General features: G+C 38.2%; 24 protein-coding genes. 18 read left to right on the forward strand and 6 right to left on the reverse strand.

Translation table 11 applies throughout. The features are described from left to right. Positions 1 to 2 precede the first annotated feature (2 nt). From map to MPH60_RS00845, 4 genes are all read left to right on the forward strand, one after another. On the forward strand, positions 3 to 743 hold the full coding sequence (map, locus tag MPH60_RS00830) for a type I methionyl aminopeptidase (RefSeq protein ID WP_241589336.1): 741 nt from the start codon (positions 3 to 5) through the stop codon (positions 741 to 743). A gap of 841 nt (positions 744 to 1,584) precedes the next feature. Further along, positions 1,585 to 1,992, forward strand: coding sequence for a YbaN family protein (locus MPH60_RS00835; RefSeq protein ID WP_336275376.1), 408 nt, complete (start codon positions 1,585 to 1,587; stop codon positions 1,990 to 1,992). Positions 1,993 to 2,299: 307 nt separating this feature from the next. Next, a complete protein-coding gene (locus tag MPH60_RS00840; protein ID WP_241589417.1) occupies positions 2,300 to 3,007 on the forward strand; it encodes a DNA alkylation repair protein in 708 nt (235 codons plus the stop codon). 106 nt (positions 3,008 to 3,113) lie between these two features. Then, a complete protein-coding gene (locus tag MPH60_RS00845; protein ID WP_241589334.1) occupies positions 3,114 to 3,938 on the forward strand; it encodes an SAM-dependent methyltransferase in 825 nt (274 codons plus the stop codon). 357 nt (positions 3,939 to 4,295) lie between these two features. Here MPH60_RS00845 and MPH60_RS00850 read toward each other — a convergent pair whose 3' ends face one another. After that, positions 4,296 to 4,511, reverse strand: a complete 216-nt coding sequence (locus MPH60_RS00850) for a hypothetical protein (protein WP_101223304.1) — start codon at positions 4,509 to 4,511, stop codon at positions 4,296 to 4,298. A 262-nt stretch (positions 4,512 to 4,773) separates the two neighbouring features. On the opposite strand from MPH60_RS00850, the gene MPH60_RS00855 reads away from it, so the two are divergent. The 7 genes from MPH60_RS00855 to MPH60_RS00885 all read left to right on the forward strand — a co-directional run bounded on the left by MPH60_RS00855 (position 4,774) and on the right by MPH60_RS00885 (position 12,131). After that, entirely contained in the window at positions 4,774 to 5,211 is a 438-nt protein-coding gene (locus MPH60_RS00855; RefSeq protein WP_241589333.1) for a MarR family winged helix-turn-helix transcriptional regulator, read from the forward strand. A 1-nt stretch (position 5,212) separates the two neighbouring features. Beyond that, positions 5,213 to 6,262: a threonine aldolase family protein gene (locus MPH60_RS00860; protein WP_241589332.1), complete on the forward strand. Its 1,050-nt coding sequence runs from the start codon at positions 5,213 to 5,215 to the stop codon at positions 6,260 to 6,262. A gap of 441 nt (positions 6,263 to 6,703) precedes the next feature. Continuing rightward, positions 6,704 to 7,405 (forward strand): response regulator transcription factor, encoded by a 702-nt coding sequence (locus MPH60_RS00865; protein ID WP_241589331.1) that lies wholly within the window; start codon positions 6,704 to 6,706, stop codon positions 7,403 to 7,405. Next, the gene (locus MPH60_RS00870; RefSeq protein ID WP_241589330.1) at positions 7,402 to 8,745 is read left to right on the forward strand and encodes a sensor histidine kinase; all 1,344 of its coding nucleotides are present in this window, start codon (positions 7,402 to 7,404) and stop codon (positions 8,743 to 8,745) included. The genes MPH60_RS00865 and MPH60_RS00870 overlap by 4 nt, the downstream gene beginning before the upstream one ends. A 28-nt stretch (positions 8,746 to 8,773) precedes the next feature. Further along, the gene (locus MPH60_RS00875; protein WP_241589329.1) at positions 8,774 to 9,505 is read left to right on the forward strand and encodes a PepSY domain-containing protein; all 732 of its coding nucleotides are present in this window, start codon (positions 8,774 to 8,776) and stop codon (positions 9,503 to 9,505) included. A gap of 273 nt (positions 9,506 to 9,778) precedes the next feature. Next, positions 9,779 to 10,387 (forward strand): beta-class carbonic anhydrase, encoded by a 609-nt coding sequence (locus MPH60_RS00880; protein ID WP_241589328.1) that lies wholly within the window; start codon positions 9,779 to 9,781, stop codon positions 10,385 to 10,387. Then, the gene (locus MPH60_RS00885) at positions 10,374 to 12,131 is read left to right on the forward strand and encodes a SulP family inorganic anion transporter (protein WP_241589327.1); all 1,758 of its coding nucleotides are present in this window, start codon (positions 10,374 to 10,376) and stop codon (positions 12,129 to 12,131) included. The genes MPH60_RS00880 and MPH60_RS00885 overlap by 14 nt, the downstream gene beginning before the upstream one ends. A gap of 229 nt (positions 12,132 to 12,360) precedes the next feature. Here the strand turns inward: MPH60_RS00885 and MPH60_RS00890 are convergent, their stop codons facing one another. Next, complete coding sequence (locus MPH60_RS00890; protein ID WP_241589326.1) at positions 12,361 to 13,020, reverse strand: DUF1796 family putative cysteine peptidase; 660 nt, start codon at positions 13,018 to 13,020, stop codon at positions 12,361 to 12,363. A 166-nt stretch (positions 13,021 to 13,186) separates the two neighbouring features. After that, positions 13,187 to 13,978, reverse strand: a complete 792-nt coding sequence (gene blaOXA / locus MPH60_RS00895) for a class D beta-lactamase (protein WP_241589325.1) — start codon at positions 13,976 to 13,978, stop codon at positions 13,187 to 13,189. Between the two features lie 199 nt (positions 13,979 to 14,177). Between blaOXA and MPH60_RS00900 the strand changes: the two genes are divergently transcribed. Further along, the gene (locus MPH60_RS00900) at positions 14,178 to 14,837 is read left to right on the forward strand and encodes an alpha/beta hydrolase (protein ID WP_241589324.1); all 660 of its coding nucleotides are present in this window, start codon (positions 14,178 to 14,180) and stop codon (positions 14,835 to 14,837) included. Between the two features lie 55 nt (positions 14,838 to 14,892). On the opposite strand, the gene MPH60_RS00905 is transcribed toward MPH60_RS00900, so the two are convergent. Continuing rightward, positions 14,893 to 15,489: a TetR/AcrR family transcriptional regulator gene (locus tag MPH60_RS00905; RefSeq protein WP_241589323.1), complete on the reverse strand. Its 597-nt coding sequence runs from the start codon at positions 15,487 to 15,489 to the stop codon at positions 14,893 to 14,895. 259 nt (positions 15,490 to 15,748) lie between these two features. Here MPH60_RS00905 and MPH60_RS00910 point away from each other — a divergent pair, with 259 nt between their 5' ends. The 3 genes from MPH60_RS00910 to MPH60_RS00920 all read left to right on the forward strand — a co-directional run bounded on the left by MPH60_RS00910 (position 15,749) and on the right by MPH60_RS00920 (position 17,746). Next, complete coding sequence (locus tag MPH60_RS00910; protein WP_241589322.1) at positions 15,749 to 16,519, forward strand: SDR family NAD(P)-dependent oxidoreductase; 771 nt, start codon at positions 15,749 to 15,751, stop codon at positions 16,517 to 16,519. A gap of 268 nt (positions 16,520 to 16,787) precedes the next feature. Beyond that, positions 16,788 to 17,174 carry an iron chaperone gene (locus MPH60_RS00915; RefSeq protein ID WP_241589321.1) on the forward strand — a complete coding sequence of 129 codons (387 nt, stop codon included), beginning with the start codon at positions 16,788 to 16,790 and terminating at the stop codon, positions 17,172 to 17,174. Between the two features lie 80 nt (positions 17,175 to 17,254). Then, on the forward strand, positions 17,255 to 17,746 hold the full coding sequence (locus tag MPH60_RS00920; RefSeq protein ID WP_241589320.1) for a PTS sugar transporter subunit IIA: 492 nt from the start codon (positions 17,255 to 17,257) through the stop codon (positions 17,744 to 17,746). Positions 17,747 to 18,000: 254 nt separating this feature from the next. Here the strand turns inward: MPH60_RS00920 and MPH60_RS00925 are convergent, their stop codons facing one another. After that, positions 18,001 to 18,351: a hypothetical protein gene (locus MPH60_RS00925; RefSeq protein ID WP_241589319.1), complete on the reverse strand. Its 351-nt coding sequence runs from the start codon at positions 18,349 to 18,351 to the stop codon at positions 18,001 to 18,003. A gap of 128 nt (positions 18,352 to 18,479) precedes the next feature. Between MPH60_RS00925 and MPH60_RS00930 the strand changes: the two genes are divergently transcribed. The 3 genes from MPH60_RS00930 (at position 18,480) to MPH60_RS00940 (ending at position 20,530) form a co-directional block, all read left to right on the forward strand. Next, complete coding sequence (locus MPH60_RS00930) at positions 18,480 to 18,791, forward strand: hypothetical protein (protein WP_241589318.1); 312 nt, start codon at positions 18,480 to 18,482, stop codon at positions 18,789 to 18,791. A gap of 148 nt (positions 18,792 to 18,939) precedes the next feature. Then, entirely contained in the window at positions 18,940 to 19,356 is a 417-nt protein-coding gene (locus MPH60_RS00935) for a VOC family protein (protein WP_241589317.1), read from the forward strand. A gap of 157 nt (positions 19,357 to 19,513) precedes the next feature. Further along, on the forward strand, positions 19,514 to 20,530 hold the full coding sequence (locus MPH60_RS00940) for a LacI family DNA-binding transcriptional regulator (RefSeq protein ID WP_241589316.1): 1,017 nt from the start codon (positions 19,514 to 19,516) through the stop codon (positions 20,528 to 20,530). A 54-nt stretch (positions 20,531 to 20,584) separates the two neighbouring features. Here MPH60_RS00940 and MPH60_RS00945 read toward each other — a convergent pair whose 3' ends face one another. Further along, positions 20,585 to 21,100, reverse strand: a complete 516-nt coding sequence (locus tag MPH60_RS00945; protein WP_241589315.1) for a GNAT family N-acetyltransferase — start codon at positions 21,098 to 21,100, stop codon at positions 20,585 to 20,587. Between the last annotated feature and the right edge of the window lie 132 nt (positions 21,101 to 21,232).

The raw sequence follows: 21,232 nt of genomic DNA on the forward strand, positions 1-21,232 counted from the left end.
AAATGATTGCAAAAACAGAAGAAGATTTTAATGGTTTGAAGGAAATTGGCAAAATTGTTGCCTCGATTAGAGATGAATTGGTACAAAGAACAATTCCGGGGATTACGACCAAAGAACTTGATGATGTAGCCGGAGAACTTTTAGAAAAGGCAGGTGCAGTTTCGGCTCCAAAAGGTGAATATGATTTTCCGGGCTATACTTGCATTAGCACGAATGAAGAAGTGGCACATGGTATTCCGGGTCTTCGGGTTATTCATGAAGGGGATCTAGTGAATATAGATGTATCTGCTTCAAAGAACGGTTATTTCGCAGATACAGGAATCTCATTTGTAGTAGGGGAGGGTGACGAAGTATTAACGAAATTATGCGACGTTGCTAAAAAGGCATTTGAAGCAGGTCTTAAGAAAGCAAAACCCGGTTCCAAAAAAAGCAGAATTGGAAAAGCAGTATTCGAAACAGCGGGACAGCATGGATTCACTGTTATCAAAAACCTTACAGGACATGGCGTTGGACGTAGTATACACGAAGCACCTGACCATATTTGTAATTATAATGATCTATGGGATAATGAACTATTAAAGGAAGGGATGGTTATCGCATTCGAACCATTTATCTCAACCTTTGAAGAAGAAGTATACCAAAAAGAAGATGGTTGGACCTATGCAACAGAAAAAAGTTTTGTAGCTCAATTGGAACATACGATTATCCTTACTAAAAATGGTCCGATTATTGTCACACTTTAATTCAAGCATAGACAAAACGTATAAACATAAGTATTTCGTATACCGTGTAGTAAATTTAAATGGGGTAACGTATAAATTCGTAGAATGTTACTCGCTCTAAAACAAGAAGGATTCGATCACCCACGCAAAAATAAGGGAGTTGCTTTAGCAGCTCTTTTTCTTATGGAGTTAAAGGGGCAGGGGAATCGGTAACTTTATTTGGAAACTATGTTAAGATTGGGGTATTAATATTGAAAGGCGTTGGAATATGAGTCAAGCCAATCCAAAAACGAAGATATACTTTTGGCTATCTGTTACGCTTTTACTCTGTGGAATTATTTCTTGGATTCCTTATTTGGTCTTCAAAATTGAAGTATCTTATGGGATGCTGACATTTGTTCTTAACCCAATTGGAGTAATAGTAGGGTCTTTTTCAAACAATAGATTAATAACCTTAAGCAATATATTTATGGTCTTTAGTTTTATTCCTGTTATGATATTTGTATATCTAACAAGAGGGTACATTCCTATGTGATTGTTAGGGGGATTTTTTGACACTCCATCAAACGTTATATTGAAGTAGTAGGTGCAAGAGCAGTAAATCAGATCTGTCATCTAGACAGGCTTTTGTTATATGAAAATGACACTAAAATTTATTGTGTCCAGTTCGGAAGAATTGTAGTAATAAATAGGATGATAATCGTTCAACTAACAGGAGCTTCACTTCACTAAGGAAGGTTGCTGCGGCATCCTGTTTCATATGAAACTAACAGGGTCAGGTTAGTTCAAGGAGAAAAAGGGAAGATACTAATCAATTAGACTTCCTCTTTACGTTATAAGAGAATAGAATATAAATAAAAAGGTGATTACAATTAAAAAAGTAAAAAGTATCCTATTTTTTCTTCTTGGATCCATATCTCTTTTGATTGGTATTGCAGGGACTGTGTTACCAGTTCTGCCGGGCGGTCCGTTTTACTTATTTGCTGCTTTTTGCTTTGCTAAAAGTTCCAAGTCGATTGAAAACTGGTTCAAAAGCACTTCATTATATGAAAAATACGTTGAAGCATTCCTGCAAAAAAAAGGTATGACTCGAAAAGAGAAAATCAGAATCAATTTAATGGCCGATTTCTTCATCGTAATTTCTGTATTTTATGTGGACATCCTATTAGTGAAAATCTTATTGGTAGTGCTCGCCCTCTACAAACATTATTATTTCATAAAAAAAATTAAGACAATTGACCGAAACAGTACGGGAAAAAGAGCTTTTTAAACCTTCAAATAATGGAGTTGCTTCGGCAGCTCTTTTTTTAATGAAGCTAAAGGGGCAGTATAGTTAAATAAGAACAAAGAGGAAATCCCATGGTTCTAAGCGTTATAAGCAACAGTAACAAAAGGCATTGTTTCTTACCATCAGTTCGGTAACGAAGTGCCAACATGCATGAAGTGGGTCCCTGCATAGCATCATGTGCGAAAATGCTAGTTTTGCTGACAAGTGGCAGTTTGTTATAGGATAATGGTGATATATTTGATGGGCAAAATATTAGGGGAAAACTCCATAATGAAGGAAGTGCTAAATGATGAATTTAGAAATGGTTATGCAGGAGCTTGAAGCCCTTGGCAAGGAACGAACTAAAAAAATGTACATATCCAATGGTGCGCATGAGCCGCTTTTTGGCGTGGCTACAGGCGCCATGAAACCAATTGTAAGGAAAATAAAAATAAATCAGCATCTAGCTGAAGAGCTTTATTCGACAGGCAATTATGATGCAATGTACTTTGCAGGCATTATTGCAGACCCAAAAGCCATGACTGAGTCTGATTATGATCGTTGGATGGATGCTGCGTATTTTTATATGCTGTCCGATTATGTAGTGGCTGTAACTTTATCAGAGTCAGATATTGCACAAGAAGTTTCTGATAAATGGATTGCAAGCGGTGAAGAGCTGAGAATGTCAGCGGGCTGGAGTTGCTACTGTTGGCTTTTAGGGAATCGACTAGACGTTGAATTTTCAGTAAGCAAGATTTCCACTATGCTTGACCTTGTGAAAAATACGATTCACGATTCGCCAGAAAGAACGAAATCCGCTATGAATAATTTTCTATACACCGTGGGGATTTCATATGTGCCTCTCCATGAAAAGGCAGTCGAGACCGCAAAAGCAATAGGAATAGTAGAAGTCAAACGGGACAAGAAAAAAAGCAGTTTTCTAAATGCTTATGAAAGTATTCAAAAAGAAGTCGGTAAAGGAAAGCTTGGTTTTAAACGCAAGCATGTAAGATGTTAAAATTAGCCTCGTGAATTTGAAGTGTAATTTCAATAATGGAGGTTGTTTAGGCGGCCTTTTTCATTGTTGATGTACCAATACATAATAAATGCGGGGTGAATTATACTTGAAGTCATTTCAACTGAGCGAAAAAACAAGATCTTTTTTAGCGGAATATCAATTATTTGAAGATGATTTGATACAACAAGTTCAGCTCCAGCACCGTTTGGAATTAGTAGCGGCATTTGGGATTCAAAAAGGAATGCGTGTATTAGAAATAGGTTGTGGTCAAGGGGATACAACCGTTGCTATAGCAGACGCAGCAGGGGAAAGCGGATGTGTTGTCGCAATGGATATCGCTAGTCCCGATTACGGAGCACCGTTAACATTAGGTCAAGCAACAGAGCGCATTAAGAAATCTTCATTAGGAGAACGAATTGACTTCCATTTTGAAATGGATTTTGATTATTTTGAATCACCTATACCATTTGATGTGGCGGTATTATCCCATTGTTCATGGTATTTCAAGCAACCAGAGGATTTATTGAATTACTTTAAAAAAATTCGTAAATTGGCAAAACATATATGTTTTGCTGATTGGGACCTCGAGTTCACCTGCATCTCTCAACGTTCCCACTTTTGTGCAGCTTCCATTCTGGCATTGTATTCAAACTTCGTAAAGAATGATGGAAATATCCAAAACCTATTTCATAAAACTCAAATTCAGCAGCTACTCCGGCAAGCAAATTTTGAAGTGATAAAACAACTTACAGTCGATGCAACATTACTACAGGACGGTCAATGGGAAAAAAATTATGCAAATAGTATCCGTGCAGAGTTTATCAAAGTCCCTAACATGATACAAACGTTGATAACTGGTTATTATGAACTGATGAATACTTCGAATGGTGAGGAGAATTCATTAAATAGTTTCATTGTTTGTGCAAAATAAAGAGTTCCTCATTTGAAGATATGTTTTTTGGTACTTTAACAAACAATTTCAACATCCAGAGCTGCCGAATGGGTTTCTTTTTGCTTAATCTGAAAAGGAGAAAAAACAGCCATTTGTTTAATTCAACTAAAAGGTTTTATAGCTTTAATGAGCTATGAAGGTCACAATCAGCTCGTTTTCTTATGCAACGAACGGGTGCGAAGTTCATCAAGGCTCACTAAAAATTATCAAACTGAATAAGAAATCACAAGAAAATCCATTTTGATCAATCTTTTTTCAAAATGGATTTTTTAAATTACGCCAATATCCGGGTTAAAGAGGATATTTTGATTAATCATTATTTCAAGTCTACAGCTGTTAAAACATTTCATTAACTTCCCATGATTCGACTATTTGATGCGCCAACCTTGGATCATATCCTTTACCCATCAGATAAGCAATAGCTGCAATTTCCATCATTGCATGAGGGACAGATGTTTTTTGGGCTTCGTTTAAACCATACTGTACCCAAGGGCCAACCTGTGACAATGTCTCTTGTTTGAGCTGGTGTGGGTTAGTGTAAGAAGGATACACAATATTACATCCTTTCAAAAATATAGTTAAATATCACAATCCTATTTTATGCACCTTAACTCATCCCGTGTTCGATAATCTTTAATTTTATGGATGTCCTTCTAAGAATATAAACTAAATCAGGTTCAAGCTAAAAGTGAATTTTTTGATTATGGTTAAACTAGTGGTATTGTTCCTTCAAAGATTTATTGAAAATGTTGACAAAGTCCACTAATCAAAATAAAATATTAGTGGATAAAGTCCACTAAAAAGGAAGTCTATAATGAATAAAAATACCATTGCAGATATCCGGCAATTCAATAGATTTTATACGAATATACTTGGTGTGTTGGATAAGCATATTTTGGATACCGGATATTCTTTCACTGAGGCACGGGTAATTTTAGAAATCGGTTTGATGGAGCAGTGTATAGCAAACAATTTAGTTGATAAACTGGAAATTGATCGCAGCTATATGAGCAGAATAATTAATAAGTTAAGAAAAGATGGACTGGTTATGAAGGAAAACTCGACCTTGGATAACAGAACTAGTCTGATTCGGCTGACTCCTGAAGGGTTGACTCTTTTTGACCAGCTTAATGAAAGATCTGATGAACAATTAGTGAGGTTATTCCAAGGATTATCACAAGACGAAATAAAAGAAATCCATGCTTCTATGATGTTCATTCAGAAGAAATTGGATAGTTTGGGGAGATTATAGGATGATACGTTTTGAAAATGATTATACAGAAGGTGCTCATAAGCGAATTCTGAAACGATTAATTGAAACCAATGAAGAACAAACACCTGGATATGGAGTGGATGAACACTGTGAAAAAGCGAGAGCCTACATTCGAAAAGAGTGTGATGCGGCAAATGCAGATATACACTTTTTAGTAGGAGGAACACAAACGAATACAACGATCATCGCTTCAATTTTGCGGCCGCATCAAGGTGCAGTTTCTGCAATTACCGGTCATATCGCAGTACATGAAACAGGGGCGATTGAAGCTACTGGTCATAAAGTGCTTACTTTGCCGAGTGATGATGGAAAAATTCAGGCTGGACAGGTGAAAGAATTATATGATGCCCACTGGAATGATGTTACTCATGAGCATATGGTACAGCCAGGCTTGGTTTACATTTCCAACCCTACAGAAAATGGAACGACTTATAGTAAAGCCGAATTGGAAGCATTAAGTGAAGTTTGCCGGGAATGTGGTTTGCCATTGGTATTGGATGGCGCTAGATTAGGGTATGGCTTGGCTGCGAAAGACAGCGCTTTAACCTTGGCAGATGTTGCAAGGCTATGTGATGTGTTCTATATAGGGGGAACGAAAGTTGGTGCCATGTTTGGTGAAGCGGTAGTCATCATGAATGATGCCCTGAAAAAGGATTTCCGCTATTTCATCAAGCAAAAGGGAGGAATGCTGGCTAAAGGGAGACTATTGGGGATCCAGTTTGAAACCTTATTTGAAGATGGCTTATACTATGAAATTTCTAATCATGCCGTTGAAATGTCAATGATGATTCGAGAAGCATTTGTTGAAAATGGATTTCCATTACGATATGATTCCACATCAAATCAGCAATTTCCCATCTTGCCGGAAGATGTAATTTTGGAATTGGGCAAAAAGTATTCTTTCTCCTTCTGGGAAAAAGTCGATGCTACACACAGTGCTGTGAGATTTTGTACCAGTTGGGCTACGAAAAAAGAACATGTTGATATGCTCATAGAGGATATCAAGGCAATAAAAGGAGAAAAATTATAAAGCGCCTACCAATCCAGATAGTCACCAAGTAGGGGTAGAATGGATACATACTTCAGTATAGGATATATCCTAAAGAACTAAGGAAATATATCATTCAGCATGTTAATCCTCAAAAGTCTCCAGTTTATTTAGGGCATAGTAATTGAAGCCTTGTTCAATAAATGGGCGCGATGTTTTCATAAAAGCGTTGCGTGAATCAGCCAAAAGAGTGAATAAATAAAGCTATATTCTTTCGTAAAAGAATATGGCTATTTATATTGATTCGATAGTTTAGAAAGATTGTTTTGCAGAATTACCTTTAGCGGGACACTTCGCCCGAAGCAAATCATACACCTATTAAACTCGTCATAATACACTATTTTCATCGTATTCCATCTGTAGTATCTTTGTTTCACAGAATACATAAATGGGGACAGTCCCACACAAAAGGAGGTCTTCCAAATGAATAATGAATCAGTACTAATCGTGGAAGACGAAGAAAAGATCTTAAGACTGCTTGAATTGGAGCTTGAAATCGAAGGCTATCAAGTCGGGAAGGCAATGGACGGCAAGGAAGCTCTTGAAGCCTATCAATCAAGAAAGTGGGATTTGATCTTATTGGATGTGATGCTTCCGGGCATAAGCGGGATCGAGCTGCTTCGGAAAATTCGTACGAAAAACAATTTCACCCCTGTCATCCTGTTAACGGCAAAGGGCTCGGTTGAAGATAAAGTTTCCGGTCTTGATCGCGGTGCGAATGACTACATCACGAAGCCTTTCCAAATTGAGGAATTGCTTGCCCGGATCCGTGCGGTTTTAAGAATGCGAACTGCTGCACCTTCAATGGAAGCTGAATACGATGGATGGCTGAATACTGCTGATTTAAAGGTGAATGTCAAAACACGTGAAGTCATTAGAGGTGAAAGCGAAATTGACCTAACGCCAAAGGAGTATGATTTACTTCTTTATTTACTGAAGAATAAGCGTCAAGTGCTACACCGGGATCAAATTCTGGAAGCGGTTTGGGGGTATGATTTCCATGGAGAAACAAACGTGGTGGATGTGTATATCCGATATGTTCGCAAAAAGCTCGAATATGGCTTTGATACGCCGCTTATCCATACTGTAAGAGGCGTTGGCTACGTCCTGAAGGGTGCAAAATGAGACTTCGCAAGAAAATAAATTTATATACAGCGGTGCTATTCATTTTCCTGCTCCTATTGATGAATGTTTCCATTTATTTTGTCTTTAGTAATCTGATGATGGTGAATGAACTTAATCGTGCGAAAGCGGAGACAGAGAAAATTGCCTTTGATGTTAGTGAAAATGTTAATAATATATCTCCAAATGATTTACTTCGATCCTATCTGCCTATAGATGGCATGATTGGTATTGTAAAAGAGGGTCAACGAAAAGGTACAGCTGTTACATCCAATTCTGAGAAACAATTAAGCAATCGCAATAGCAGCTTTTATCCCGGTGAGAAGAGCACGATCATCACTTATCATCAGAACAAGTATGTATTCGTTTCAAACCCGATCATTTGGGGGGATGGAAGTGTAGTTAATCTTCAAATCACCAAAAGCATTTCAGCAACAGAGGAAATGCTCGCTGTTCTGCGCATCGTATTAATCACTGTAACCATCATAGCCATGATACCTGTTCTGATATCTAGCACCATTCTCAGTAACTTCATCGCCCGTCCGATTCGATCGATGATTGTTACGATGAAGGAAATTCAAACAAGCGGCCAATTTAAGCGACTTAGCCTGGAAGAAAAAGCAAAAGATGAACTTGTGGAAATGGGGAAGACCTTTAATCACATGATTGATTTGCTGCAAGCTAACTTCGAAAAACAGGAGCAATTCGTATCAAATGCCTCACATGAATTAAAAACACCGCTAACTGTCATCGAAAGCTATGCAAGCCTTTTGAAAAGAAAAGGGTTGGAGCGTCCTGAGTTGTTTGATGAATCCATAGAGGCCATTCATTCTGAAGCCATTAGAATGAGAGAGATGACAGAGCAAATGCTCCTGCTTGCTAAGCATCAGGAAAAATGGAATATAGAGAAGGAAAACGTCAATCTGACCGATATCATGGCGGATTTAGCTAAAGTATATAAAAATGCGTACAATCGAACCGTGGAGATTTATAGTGGCGATGCAATTGAAGCAGTTACGGACGTTCAAAAGTTAAAACAGCTATTGTTTATTTTTTTAGACAATGCAAGAAAGTATAGTGACGAGCCTATCTCGGTCTACATAGGACAAACAAGTAGGGAAGCATATATCCGCATCGAAGACAGAGGGAGTGGAATTCCAAAGGCTGAATTGCCAAAAGTGTTCGATCGCTTTTATCGTGTAGATGAAGCAAGAAGCCGAAAGCAAGGCGGATCAGGTTTAGGGCTTTCCGTGGCAAAGGAAATTGCGGATGCAATTGATGTACGGATTGAAATGGATAGTCTCGAAGGCAGGGGAACGAACGTTACTCTTTTATTTAATTAAACCAGAATGACGTTGAATGGGTGATACGATGAAGAATGGAAAAGTGCTGATAACAGCTGGATCAATTCTCGTTTTTGGTCTGCTATCATTCGTCGGATTTCAATGGTGGGCCCCATCATTATCCGCGGAAAGCTTAACTGAAGAAGAAGTGAACCAGACAGCAAAGGATAAATACCCTGGAACCATTATAAAGACCACGAAAACTGAAGGTGAAGAATATAAGATTGAAATGCAGCTTGAAACCGGTGTTTATCTTATTAGTATGGATGCGACAAGCGGTGAGGTTCTTTCTATAAAAAAAGAAACCATAGCACATTCTGAAGAAACGGCGGAAAAAACACCCCAAAAGCAACTGACCCAAAACGAAATAAAGGCGCTTATTTCCTCACAAGGCGATCTGGAACAAATTGATTTTGTACAGGAGAAAGAAACCTCCCATTATAAAGCAGTGGTAAATAAGAATAAGGAAAAAGTCACATTAATCCTCGACCCATATACAGGAGCTATAATTGACTCGACAATGGTGGCAGATAGTATCATTACAGAAAACGAAGCAATTGCGATTGCCGAAAAACACGTAAAAGGAACAGGTGACGATACAGAATTTTATCAACCTTCAGATCAGACACCTTATTATTTGGTCGAAGTTGAATTAGAGGACGATCGAGACGCAGTCGTTCAAGTGGATGGCTATACAAAAGAAGTAAAAACAATCACATGGGAAGATGATGAAGTGGATGATAGTGATGGCCACGAATAGTAATTGGAACAAAACATAAAAAAGGGTGATGCATAGTTAATTATGCATCACCCTTTTTTTAGTAAGAAAAATGCAAAAAAAAAGAGAAGGAACTGTAATAATTCTCACCATTTTCTAATCCTTCTATCATTTAACTCTAATTTACTATCTCTAACATGGAATAAAGCACCAAATGATAAAACAGAGCCAAATAAGACCGTTTATGAAAGGCATCTGGATTATTGTACATAGAACATTTCCATCATATTTCAACATGAGAAAGGAGAATAAACAATGTCAGTTATTTCTAGTATTCTGGATTACAACAAGACGTTTGTTGAACAAAACAAATTTAAAGAGTTTCAAACGACAAAGTATCCAGATAAAAAGATCGTCATCATAACGTGCATGGATACCCGTCTGTTGGAATTGCTTCCAAAGGCGATGGGGTTAAGAAATGGAGATGCGAAAATCATTAAAAACGCTGGAGCTATTGTTTCTCATCCCTTTGGCAGCATTATGCGCAGTATCCTTGTGGCTGTTTATGAGCTAAAAGTGGAGGAAGTGTGTGTGATCGGACATCACGGATGCGGTATGGTGGGGCTTCAATCCTCTTCACTTCTTGATGCCGCAAAGCAGAAGAAAGTCAGTCAGGAGCAAATTGATATCCTTACCAACTCTGGTATTGATTTATCAAAGTGGCTGTCAGGTTTTCAATGCGTTGAGGAGAGTGTAACGAAGAGTGTCCGTTTGATTGAAAATCATCCATTATTACCGAAATCCATTGCCGTTCACGGTATGGTCATCCATCCCGAAACGGGTAAATTGGATCGAATCATAGATGGATATAGCAAGGACGAAATACATATTCAAAAGAAGGAGCGATACAATGATAGGTTCTAGCAGGCTTGAAGGATATAACTTAGGACATTTTCAGAAAGACCTGGTTGCCGGAGTGGTAGTTGGGATTGTAGCAATTCCTTTAGCGATGGCTTTTGCCATCGCTTCTGGAGTAAGGCCGGAATACGGACTGTACACATCCATTATTGCAGGAATCATGGTCTCCCTCTTTGGAGGATCGAAATATCAAATTGCAGGCCCGACTGGAGCCTTTGTCCCGGTCCTGTTCGGGGTGGTCATGCAGTACGGATATGAAAAACTGTTAATCGCCGGCTTCCTGGCAGGTATCATGATTTTTCTTATGGGTGTATTCAAACTAGGAAGATTCATCAAGTTTATACCCCGTCCAGTTACCATCGGCTTTACTGCTGGAATTGCCGTGATTATCTTCTCAGGCCAGATTGCCAATTTTTTTGGACTCAGTAACTTAAAAAAAGAAGAAGCCTTTCTTTTAAATATGAAAGAAATCCTATTGAATTTCAATACAGTGAATATCTATAGTGTACTGGTAGCTATCATAAGTTTAACTCTCGTCATACTGACTCCAAAATATGTACCGAAAATTCCTGGAGCATTGCTGGGATTGATTGTATCAACTCTAGTCGCCAGCTTATTCTTTCCAGGTCAGGTAGCGACAATTGGCTCGGCCTATGGCGCCATTCCTAATGCATTGCCCCAGTTTCAGTTTCCCCAGATCACTGGCGGTCTGGTGATTGAACTCCTTCCGGCTGCTTTGGTCATTGCCATGCTAGGAGGAATTGAATCACTATTATCCGCTGTAGTGGCAGATGGTATGACCAACAGTAAACATAACAGCAATAAAGAGCTGATGGGGCAAGGTTTGACCAATATGATTACGCCTTTATTTGGAGGAATTCCGGCTACAGGCGCCATCGCGCGTACTGCAACGAATATTAAAAACGGTGCAGTCTCCCCTATATCAGGTGTGATTCATGGGCTGGTGGTATTGCTCGTGTTAGTCAGCTTGGCTCCTTATGCCTCAGCCATTCCTTTGGCCAGCATGGCCCCCATTCTTATGTTTGTCGCCTGGAACATGAGCGAACGCAAAGAATTTTCGCATATCTTAAAAGCAAAAACCATGGACTCGGTCGTATTGATCGTTACTTTCGTGTTAACCGTATTGATTGACCTGACAACAGGTGTAGGGATCGGATTACTATTAGCCATTCTATCGTTCGTTAAACTGATGAGCGGTACATTAAAATTATCAAAGGTATTACCAGATCCAGCTGATAAACTAGTTAAACCAGAAATGGTGCAACAAGGTTCAAGCTGCCCGCAGATTAACATTTATACGATAGAAGGACCTTTATTCTTTGGTTCAATCGAAAAACTGCAAGAAGAAATCGAGGAAATAATGCGCTCTAAACCAACAGTCCTGCTATTAAGAATGAGCAATGTGCCATTTATTGATACATCAGGAGAAGCACTTCTCACCGACATCGTGAAGCAATTCAAGTTTCATAACCGACAAGTGTTGATTTCCGGAATTCAACAGGAACCTAAAGAAATGCTGAAAAAAACTGGATTTATTAAACTGGTTGGTGAGGAACAGTTCTATTCCAATACGGGTGATGCCATCAATAAAGCTTTATCCAAACTGGATGAGAACCGCTGTAAAGGGTGTAAACAGTTTTCATTTGCTGAATGTACGGCACTATCAAAGCAAGTCCCAAAGCCCGCTTTATTAAAACATAAAAGAAAACGGGAGATAGGATTAACCTGACTCCGTAAAGAAGAGAAAGGCATCCGCTTTTGACAGATGCCTTTCTCTTCAACTTCTTTAGGTAATTCAGGGCGATTAATATGATTTATGATAGCCTAAATAAAACGATTCTTGCTTTAATGAACTAAAAGAGAAGCGAAAAGGCATTGATGACCATATGAAAAACATAAGACAATAACTAGAATGTCCAAATTGAAATAGTTAACACATTAGCGTTATTAGCTTAGCATTAAACCTGACTATTCAATTGTATGCCGCTAAAAACATGATCCCAAATGGCCTCATCCCAAATTTGGTTAGGAACTTCTAAAGCACAAACTTTTTCCAGGTTCCATTCTAATTCAGAAATGCTTGTGGCATCAACCGAGGGGATTAATATTAATACAGTAAATTCTTTTTCTTTTAACATGTCCTGCATTGTTTGTTGAAATAAATAGGCTTGGTCATATTTTGTTGACCATCTTATAAATAGGATTGAATCACTATTGTTAATCGTATCATTGAATCTTGCTATTCTTTTATCTAAATGTTCTTTAAAATCAGGATATGTTTCAAACCATTCTTTATCAGGCAGGATGGGGAAATCGTGAACGGAAGTAACCTTATAATGGTTATCTCTGACCAAATAGGTATTTACGGCATTTATTTCTACGTCATCATCAAAATAAGTACCGGAACCATCTACTAAAGTCAAATTCTTTAATTCCATATATTCCTTGAACTGATTTTTATAGAGCCTGGCCACTTCTGCAAATGACTCAGTATAGACCCAGTCAAGAGGCAAAGAAAATCTTCTTAAACCAAGTCTTCTTAGGTTTAAAGTGGGAGTGCAAGCACTGCCACAAGGAATGATTACATCATAAGATTTCTTGATTTCGGTTAATTTCACTATTAATCCCCCTTTCTATATTATCCATACTATATTAGATGAGAATTTTCTTTTTTTTGATTGGACAAACCAAAAAAAGGCTTCAGAGCAGGCAATGCCAAGGTTTAAGATATCTTTTTAGACAAAGCAAAACGCATGCCCAAGAAGTAAGAGCATGCGTGAACTTTTATTCTTCTATGATATCCAACTCTTTCAGGGCATTCAGCGTAATCGCTTTGGCTTTGCTTCCGCTGCCGTCCATGTTCGTTGCGAAGGCCCATTTGCCTTTGTCCGTTTCGATGTAACCCACATACCAGCCCAATCCCATATCAGAAAGGCGTGTCCCGGTTTTTCCATGGAGGATATATGAGTCTGCTTCTTCATTGATCATGATTCTCTTAACCGTTCTCATATGCTGTTTATCGATAGGCAGTTTTTCTTCTACAAGGTTTTCGATGAATTGGACTTGTTCCTGTGCAGATATTTTAATAGAGCTATCCAGCCAGAACTGATCGATTCCACCGGAGATATCATGATTGCCATAATCTATCAGATTCACATATTGCTGCATATCCTCCACACCGATATCGCGGGCCATTGCTTGATAATACCAGATCACAGAATGCCTCATGCCTGAAGCCAGCGTATGATCTCTGTTCCAATCCTCAAATTCCCTGATTACGCCATCCCAGCGCTTCACTTCATATTCATCGCTTACAGCCTTTGTCTGTAAGCCGATTAATGCATTCGCCACTTTGAATGTCGATTCTGGAGTGAAGCGCACTTTACTTCTCTGTTTATTATAGATAAACACTTTATCATTTTTTAAGTTTTGGAGAACCATCGTACCTTCCGCACCATCGAAAGACTTCCCGATATCCAGTTCTTTCACCTTTTGATCGTTTGCACTTGCATGAATCGCACTCATGGAACCAGTGACTAGCAGGACAAGAAAGAAACATAACGCTTTGACTTTCATTACACACTCTCCTTTAAGGCTTGATTGATCGATCATCAGAGTAATTTCCATAAAATAGGTTGATAGTCAAAGTATACCTATTCATGATAAAAAACGAAACCTTATTCTTGGATTCTGTTTAGATAGTATCGATCAAGGAGGAATTCAGCAGGTAGCTAAGGAATATAAAAAGCAAACGAAAGAATGGGAGGAATCTATCATGGAGGTTAACCAAAGAAAAATAAATAGTAATGAAAAAGAAATTACATACACACATATTGAAAACGGAAGTCCTGCCATTTGTTTTATGTTTTCAGGTGCGGGGTACACGTATGAGAAGCCGTTATTTTATTATTCGACGATGATCATGCTTCAAAATCAGTATGATGTCGTGCATATTCATTACGCTTACGACCAGGGTATATTCAAGCATCCATTGGTAGATATCACAAAAGTGATCGTTAATGATATCAATCCCGTCATTACGGAAGTACTTCATAATCATGAATATAAAGGAACAGTATTTCTAGGCAAATCACTTGGCACCATACCCATCATCAACGGAATCATGAAAAGTGTGCGGTTTATGAATGCCAAAATGATATTGCTCACGCCGCTATTGAAGTTCGATTCGGTTTTTGAAGGATTATTGAGCAGCAATCATTCAGCACATATAGTTATAGGAGAAAAAGATCATCATTATATTCCATCTAAAATTCAAGCGATTGAAAATAAAACGAATATAAGCATGGATAAAATCCCGTATGCAAATCATTCATTGGATATTGAACCTTTGAATGCTTCAAGGACGATTATCATGCTAGAAGGTGTAATGAATAGAATGGAAGAGTTTTTAAAGGGGGAGGACAATCGCGATTGAACGATAAGGGGGGAAGGCAAGGAAAAACAAGAAATCAATGAGGCTATGTGGGGAATCAGTGGCCTTTTAAATAGAATTTGGGTGTGTGAAAATTCAATATTTGGATAAGCTGGTCTCCCATATAAGAAGGTGATTGTTCGAAATCATTGTCAATCCATTCTATTATCAATCCAATGATGCCATGGATCCGATACGTGCTAAATAGGTCAATATCAATATTCGGATTTAACTCAGTCGAGTATTTATAGTCTTCCCTGAATAATTCTGCTAATTTGGTTGTCATTTTTTCACGGAAATTATAGGTAGTTCCTGGGCTTAACATCAGTTTATAAAATCTTTTGTTTTCTAAGAAATGATGAAATAATACAATCGATTTTGAAGGTAAGTTATTGAATTCGACGACTGATAAACCGCGATATGGTTTACGGTAAGCTTCATTCAATTTTTCGAACATCTCCCCGATTATTTCATCCAATAAATCTTCCTTTTGTTCGTAATGGGAGTAGAATGTTCCTCGATTATAATTTGCCATATTCACGATTTCAGTAATGGTGATATTATGGAAGTTTTTTTCTTCCATCAAAGATAATAAAGCTGCTTTAAAGCTCTCTTTTGTTCTTCTTACTCGTCTATCTGGGTGCTGAATGGACATGGAAATACTCCTTCCGAATTTTTAATGAACAAAAAAGATAAATCTGTCGGGTATCGTACATTTCTTATAGTATTGCATATTGAAGCCCTTACATAAACATTTTATACTTAAATTGTTTCATGATATCTCAATGTCGAGATAGTTTCTAATTTGGATAAAATCCATGATAAAGGGAAGGTTAGGTGAGATAAATCACCTGAATCCTGGTTTAGATGAAATTACACGATACCCTAGGATACTGAAAGGAAGAGTGATTGGAATGACATATCCAGTATTACAAGATAAGGTGGCAATCGTCACAGGAGCTGCAATGGGCATGGGTCTAGAAACCGCCAAACTATTTGCAGAAGCAGGTGCCAAAGTTGTGGTGGCTGATTTGAACGAAGAAAAAGGTAAGCAGGCAGTTTCGGAAATTGAGGCTAACGGCGGAATCGCATTCTTCCAAAAGGTCGATATTTCTAAAACGGAACAGGTAAAAGCACTAGTCGATGCAACTGTTGAGAAATATGGAAGGCTGGATGTTGCGGTCAATAATGCAGCCCTGACTCCTGATGACAAACCAGTAGCCGAGTTTGATGAGGATTATTGGGACAGGCTCATGGCAATAGATCTTAAAGGAACGGCACTATGCCTGAAATATGAACTGCAACAGATGATCAAGCAAGGCAACGGTGGATCGATCATCAATATTTCATCCGTCAGCGGCTTCCGGCCTCAGCCAAATAATGTCGCCTATGTCGCGGCAAAGCATGGCGTTGTCGGAATGACGAAAGTCGCTGCACTAGAAAATGGAGACAAAAACATCCGTGTTAACTCAGTAGCCCCTGGTGCCATTGATACTCCGATGCTGCGTGGAGCATTGGAACAGTTTGGCTTCACCGAAGAAGAATACGCACCGCAGCTTAGCCTGTTGAACCGGTTCGGGCAAGGAAGGGAAGTCGCACAGGCTAGCCTGTGGTTAGCTTCAGACCAGTCTTCTTATGTAACGGGCACAACCTTGCACGCTGATGCAGGTTACACCAGCCGTTAATTACAAAAATACAAAACCCCCGAATTTTCTTGAATTCGGGGGTTTTGTCATGCAAATGCAATATGTCTATCTAAGCATCCGCCTCGTTAATTGTGACTCCCAGCTTTTACTGATTGGTATCCAACTATCTTTTTGATTTCCAATTAATAACCCGATATGTGCCCGGGTTCCGTTTGGAGCCCTTTCCTTAAGGGTAACGGTACATGATGGTGGAGGGGGAAAATGTTATAATAAAGGTATTGTAGCTGGTTTTATGAAAGGAGAAATCATGGAAGGAACCAATACTTTTCATTCAATTGATGAATACATTATACAATTTCCCGAAGAAGTTCAGGAGATATTAAAAACGTTAAGAAAAGTCATAAAGGATGCAGCACCGGATGCACAAGAAAAGATAAGCTATCAAATGCCTACCTTTGTTTTATATGGAAATCTGGTGCATTTCGCTGCCTATAAAAAACATATAGGATTCTATCCAGCTCCAAGCGCGATCTCTGCTTTTGAATCTGCGTTATCTGAATATAAATGTTCAAAAGGGGCCGTTCAGTTTCCACTAAACAAGCCAATTCCTTATGAATTAATAACCGAGATGGTTATATTTAGAGTGGAACAGAATAAAAAGAAAGCAGAAGGGAAATTGAAAAAGAAAAAATAATAAAAACTATTATCGGAATTAACAAAATATTTAACAATTCATTGTGAGATTCAAGACCGAATGAGAAAGGTGGAAATATTATGTTCAAAAAATTATTCAGTAAAAAAGAGAGTATAGAACAACTGCTTGCTCCTATAAATGGACAAGTAATGAATATTGAAGATGTTCAGGATCCAGTGTTTTCCGGTAAAATGATGGGGGACGGAATAGCGATTCTTCCTGAGGAGGGGTTGGTCGTATCTCCTATCGATGCAGAAGTAATCCAGGTTTTTCATACTAAACATGCGCTAGGCCTCCGCACTAAGCATGGCATAGAATTGTTGATTCATATTGGATTGGAAACAGTTAACCTTAATGGTGAGGGATTTGAAGTCCATGTTGCAGAAGGGCAAAAGGTAAAAGCAGGAGACAAGCTTGTTACATTTGATATCGAATTTTTGAAAGCCAAAGCTCCAAGCATCGTAACTCCGATTGTTATTACGAATGGCGAGCTAGTTGAAAAACTGGAAAAAACTAATAGTACCCAGGCAAAAATTAACGAAACACAGATTATGAGTGTTTATTTGAAATAAAAGAAAAGGTACCATTTAGACTTCGTGCCTTCTAGCACATGAAAAACAGTCCTTGCCGGTGAATGCCGGCAAGGACTGTTTTACTATAGCTGCAAGACTTCAGCTTCACTTAGCACAGTGATCTATTCCAGTTGCACATGCCCTAAATCACTATTAAATGATTTAAGATCATTAATTAACTGGTTAATATTTCCGTCTGGACCGCTATCATATAGAGCATTTCTATATCTTAAGAACTCGGTTCCCTTTTCTATTCAACTATTCAATAGCGCATTTTCAGGGAATCTTAGTGTGGATTTCTTAGGAATATCGTTCCATTCTTTGTTAGCCCAACCATGGTACCATGAAAATAATATAGCAGGATTCTTTTCTATTAACCTGTGCATTAGCCAACCCATTGAGCGTTCTGAAAAGCCGCAGTTGCCAATACCAATATTTAAACAATCATACATTGCCTGTAAAATGGAAAGCCATATACCATCAACATCATCCCAATCATAAAAGCTAGAGAGAAATTGATGTTGATAAGATATGATGACTGTGCCGTAAAAGGTAGTTCCTTTTGAATTAATTAGCTGTTGATTTGCTACCCATCTATGAACCACCTATCCCATAGGGTAATGTTTACGTTTCCCATCTATTTTTTGAACTTGTGTTGCATTGCAAAACGAGGATTGCTCTTACTTGCATAATAGGTGGTGCTTGAGCGTTTGCTTAGCTATCGGAGGATGAAATGATTGGGATGAATCCTGGTAAAACAACTGAAATCAAAACCAAAACCAGTAAAGGAAATTTTCCGGATACTTCATGTTTTAATACTGATTTTCATATGCATACCTCCTTAAAAGTAATTAATTTTAGTAAAGCATGGAATTATATAGTTTTTATTTCAATAAAGACAAAATGTGTTTTAGTTTTGAAACCATCTGGTATACGAATTTCAATTTTTATGCGTCATCCAATGTTGAAGCAGCAAGGGGAGGGGCATATACTTCTTGAAATTTCTAACTCCCAGGTTGTATCAAAATTGAATCAGCCTGTTTAATATTTGAAATACTTTAAGTAGGTGAATTATGAATGCTCCCCGTGACTAAGGTTGTATCTGTTCAATGTGAATGCAATGAAGCAGGATAATCGAAAAATGCAGCGAATAATAGGTGAGTGAACAAATAAATCAAGCGAGGGTGAATTGGATGGGAGTTCAAGCAGAAAAGATCTTTGTAAACTTGCCTGTTAAAGATTTGGATGCCTCAGTAGAATTTTTCACGAAGGTCGGCTTTGAGTTTAACGAGCAAATGACCAATGAAAATGCGACATGCATGGTTATCAGCGAGTCCATATATGTCATGTTATTGGTGGAAGATTACTTTAAAACGTTTACCAAGAAGGAGATCCCGGATTCTGCAGCGAGTACCGAAGCCATCGTTGCCCTGTCCGTTAAAAGCAAGGAAGAAGTCGATGCGATCGTGAATAGGGCACTTGATGCTGGCGGAAAGCCTTTTAACGAAGCCATTGATCATGGTTTCATGTATGGTTGGAGTTTTCTGGATACCGACGGACATTCTTGGGAAGTATTTTACATGGACGAAAGCGGATTTAACCAAAATTAAACCAAAAGCAAGGCACAATCCTTCACGAAGGACTGTGTCTTTTTTTGAAGCTCAGCGCCGTATCCGGGTCAACATGATCTTCTAAGTGCTAAAGTATAAAATAACCATTTATACTTATGATACAATATAAGGGATAATGTAAAGGCGGGTACAAAAAGTGACGACAATTTACGATATTGCGAAAAAAGCGAATGTATCAACGATGACTGTATCGAGAGTCATTAATAATAAGGGAAATATCAGTGAAAAGACAAGGGAAAAAGTTGAAGCGGTCATTAAAGAGCTGAACTATATACCGAATTCCGCTGCCCAAAGTTTGAATATTAAAAGAACGAAGCTGCTTTCATTAATCATAACCGATATCACCAACCCTTTTTTCACCCAAGTAGCGAGAGGAGCCGCGGATAAGGCCAATCAAATGGGATATCAGCTCATTTTATGCAATACCGATGAGGATTACGAAAAAGAGAGTGAATATATCGATGCATTGATTTCAAAACGGGTGGATGGCGTCATTATTGCACCAACAGGCGATCAATCGACTAAAAATTTGAAGAAATTAATTAAAAACAGGATTCCATTTACATTGATAGATAGGCAAATTCAAGATGTTTCATGTGATCGGGTGCTTGGTGATAACTATGAAGGAACGAAAAAGCTTCTTCAGCATCTCATCGATTTTGGACACGAACGAATCGCGATGGTTCATGGTCCGCTAACGATTTCCACTTCGAAAGAGCGTTATCAGGCGTATATTGAAACGCTGAAAATAAATGATTTGAACATCGAACAGTCTTTCGTAATAGAGACTCATTACAAACAGGAAAAGCAATGGAACGGTATTGACGGATTGATGAATGTTCTGCCACCTGAACGTCCAACGGCAATTTTTGCCGCCAATAATTTCATTGCCATCAAAATTATAAAAAGTTTACGAGAAAAACAGATTAAAGTACCTGAAGACATTGCTGTCGTTTGCTTTGACGACTTAGAATTATTCTCGGACTTCGATCCCTTTTTAACCGTATCTTCTCAGCCAGCTTACGACTTCGGATATTTAGGAACACAATTAGTGATCGAGCGAGTGGATGAAGTCGGTCCTGCCGACTATCGGACGATCAATTTAAAGCCTGAATTGGTAATCAGGAAATCATCTGGAGCTCCTATAAAATAATAGGAGTTTTTTTGTTTTGCCAAAGAAAAAAAGGCTAATCAAGGGGCATGTCGCTCATAACAATACCGGGCTAATATCCTTCCACACATAAACCAATAGATTCATTTCAGCGCCAGCCATTTTGATTTTTTCGGTTTTAATCCATTCAGCACCAAATGCCTCATAGAAGTACCGAGATTTATTTTCTTCAAGCACCTCCACAAAAATTGTCTTAAATCCCAGTGCCTCGAATTTTAAGAATAACTCTTTGATGAGTTTCTTTCCTATCCCCATTTTTTGAGAATTTTCGAGTATATAGATAGCAGTTAAATCACCCGAATTCTCAACTTGATTTTTTTCCCTTTTCCCGCCATCTATAAATCCAACTATTTTTCCCTCGCAATTTTCTGCGACATAAACATATTTTCCCTCGCTAGTTATATTCTTTATCCAAATGTCTTTCCTTTTCTCATAAGAAAGTTTTTCTAAAAAATCAGTTGGAATTATATTCTTATAAGTAGTTCGCCAGCAATCCACATGGACTATTGCTATCCCTTCCGCATCTGATACTGTTGCCTCTCTTATTAGCATAGTAGTTCCTCCTTTTATAAGTTTGCTATAATTCTATTGTTTACTAATATTATCCATTTAGCAAGTGATACAACGATAGGTTGATTGTTAATAATTAACTTTATATGATACTATTGCCTATAGTTTGTTTAA

This window comes from Peribacillus sp. Aquil_B1 (assembly GCF_022603275.1).
Classification (GTDB): Bacteria; Bacillota; Bacilli; order Bacillales; family DSM-1321; genus Peribacillus.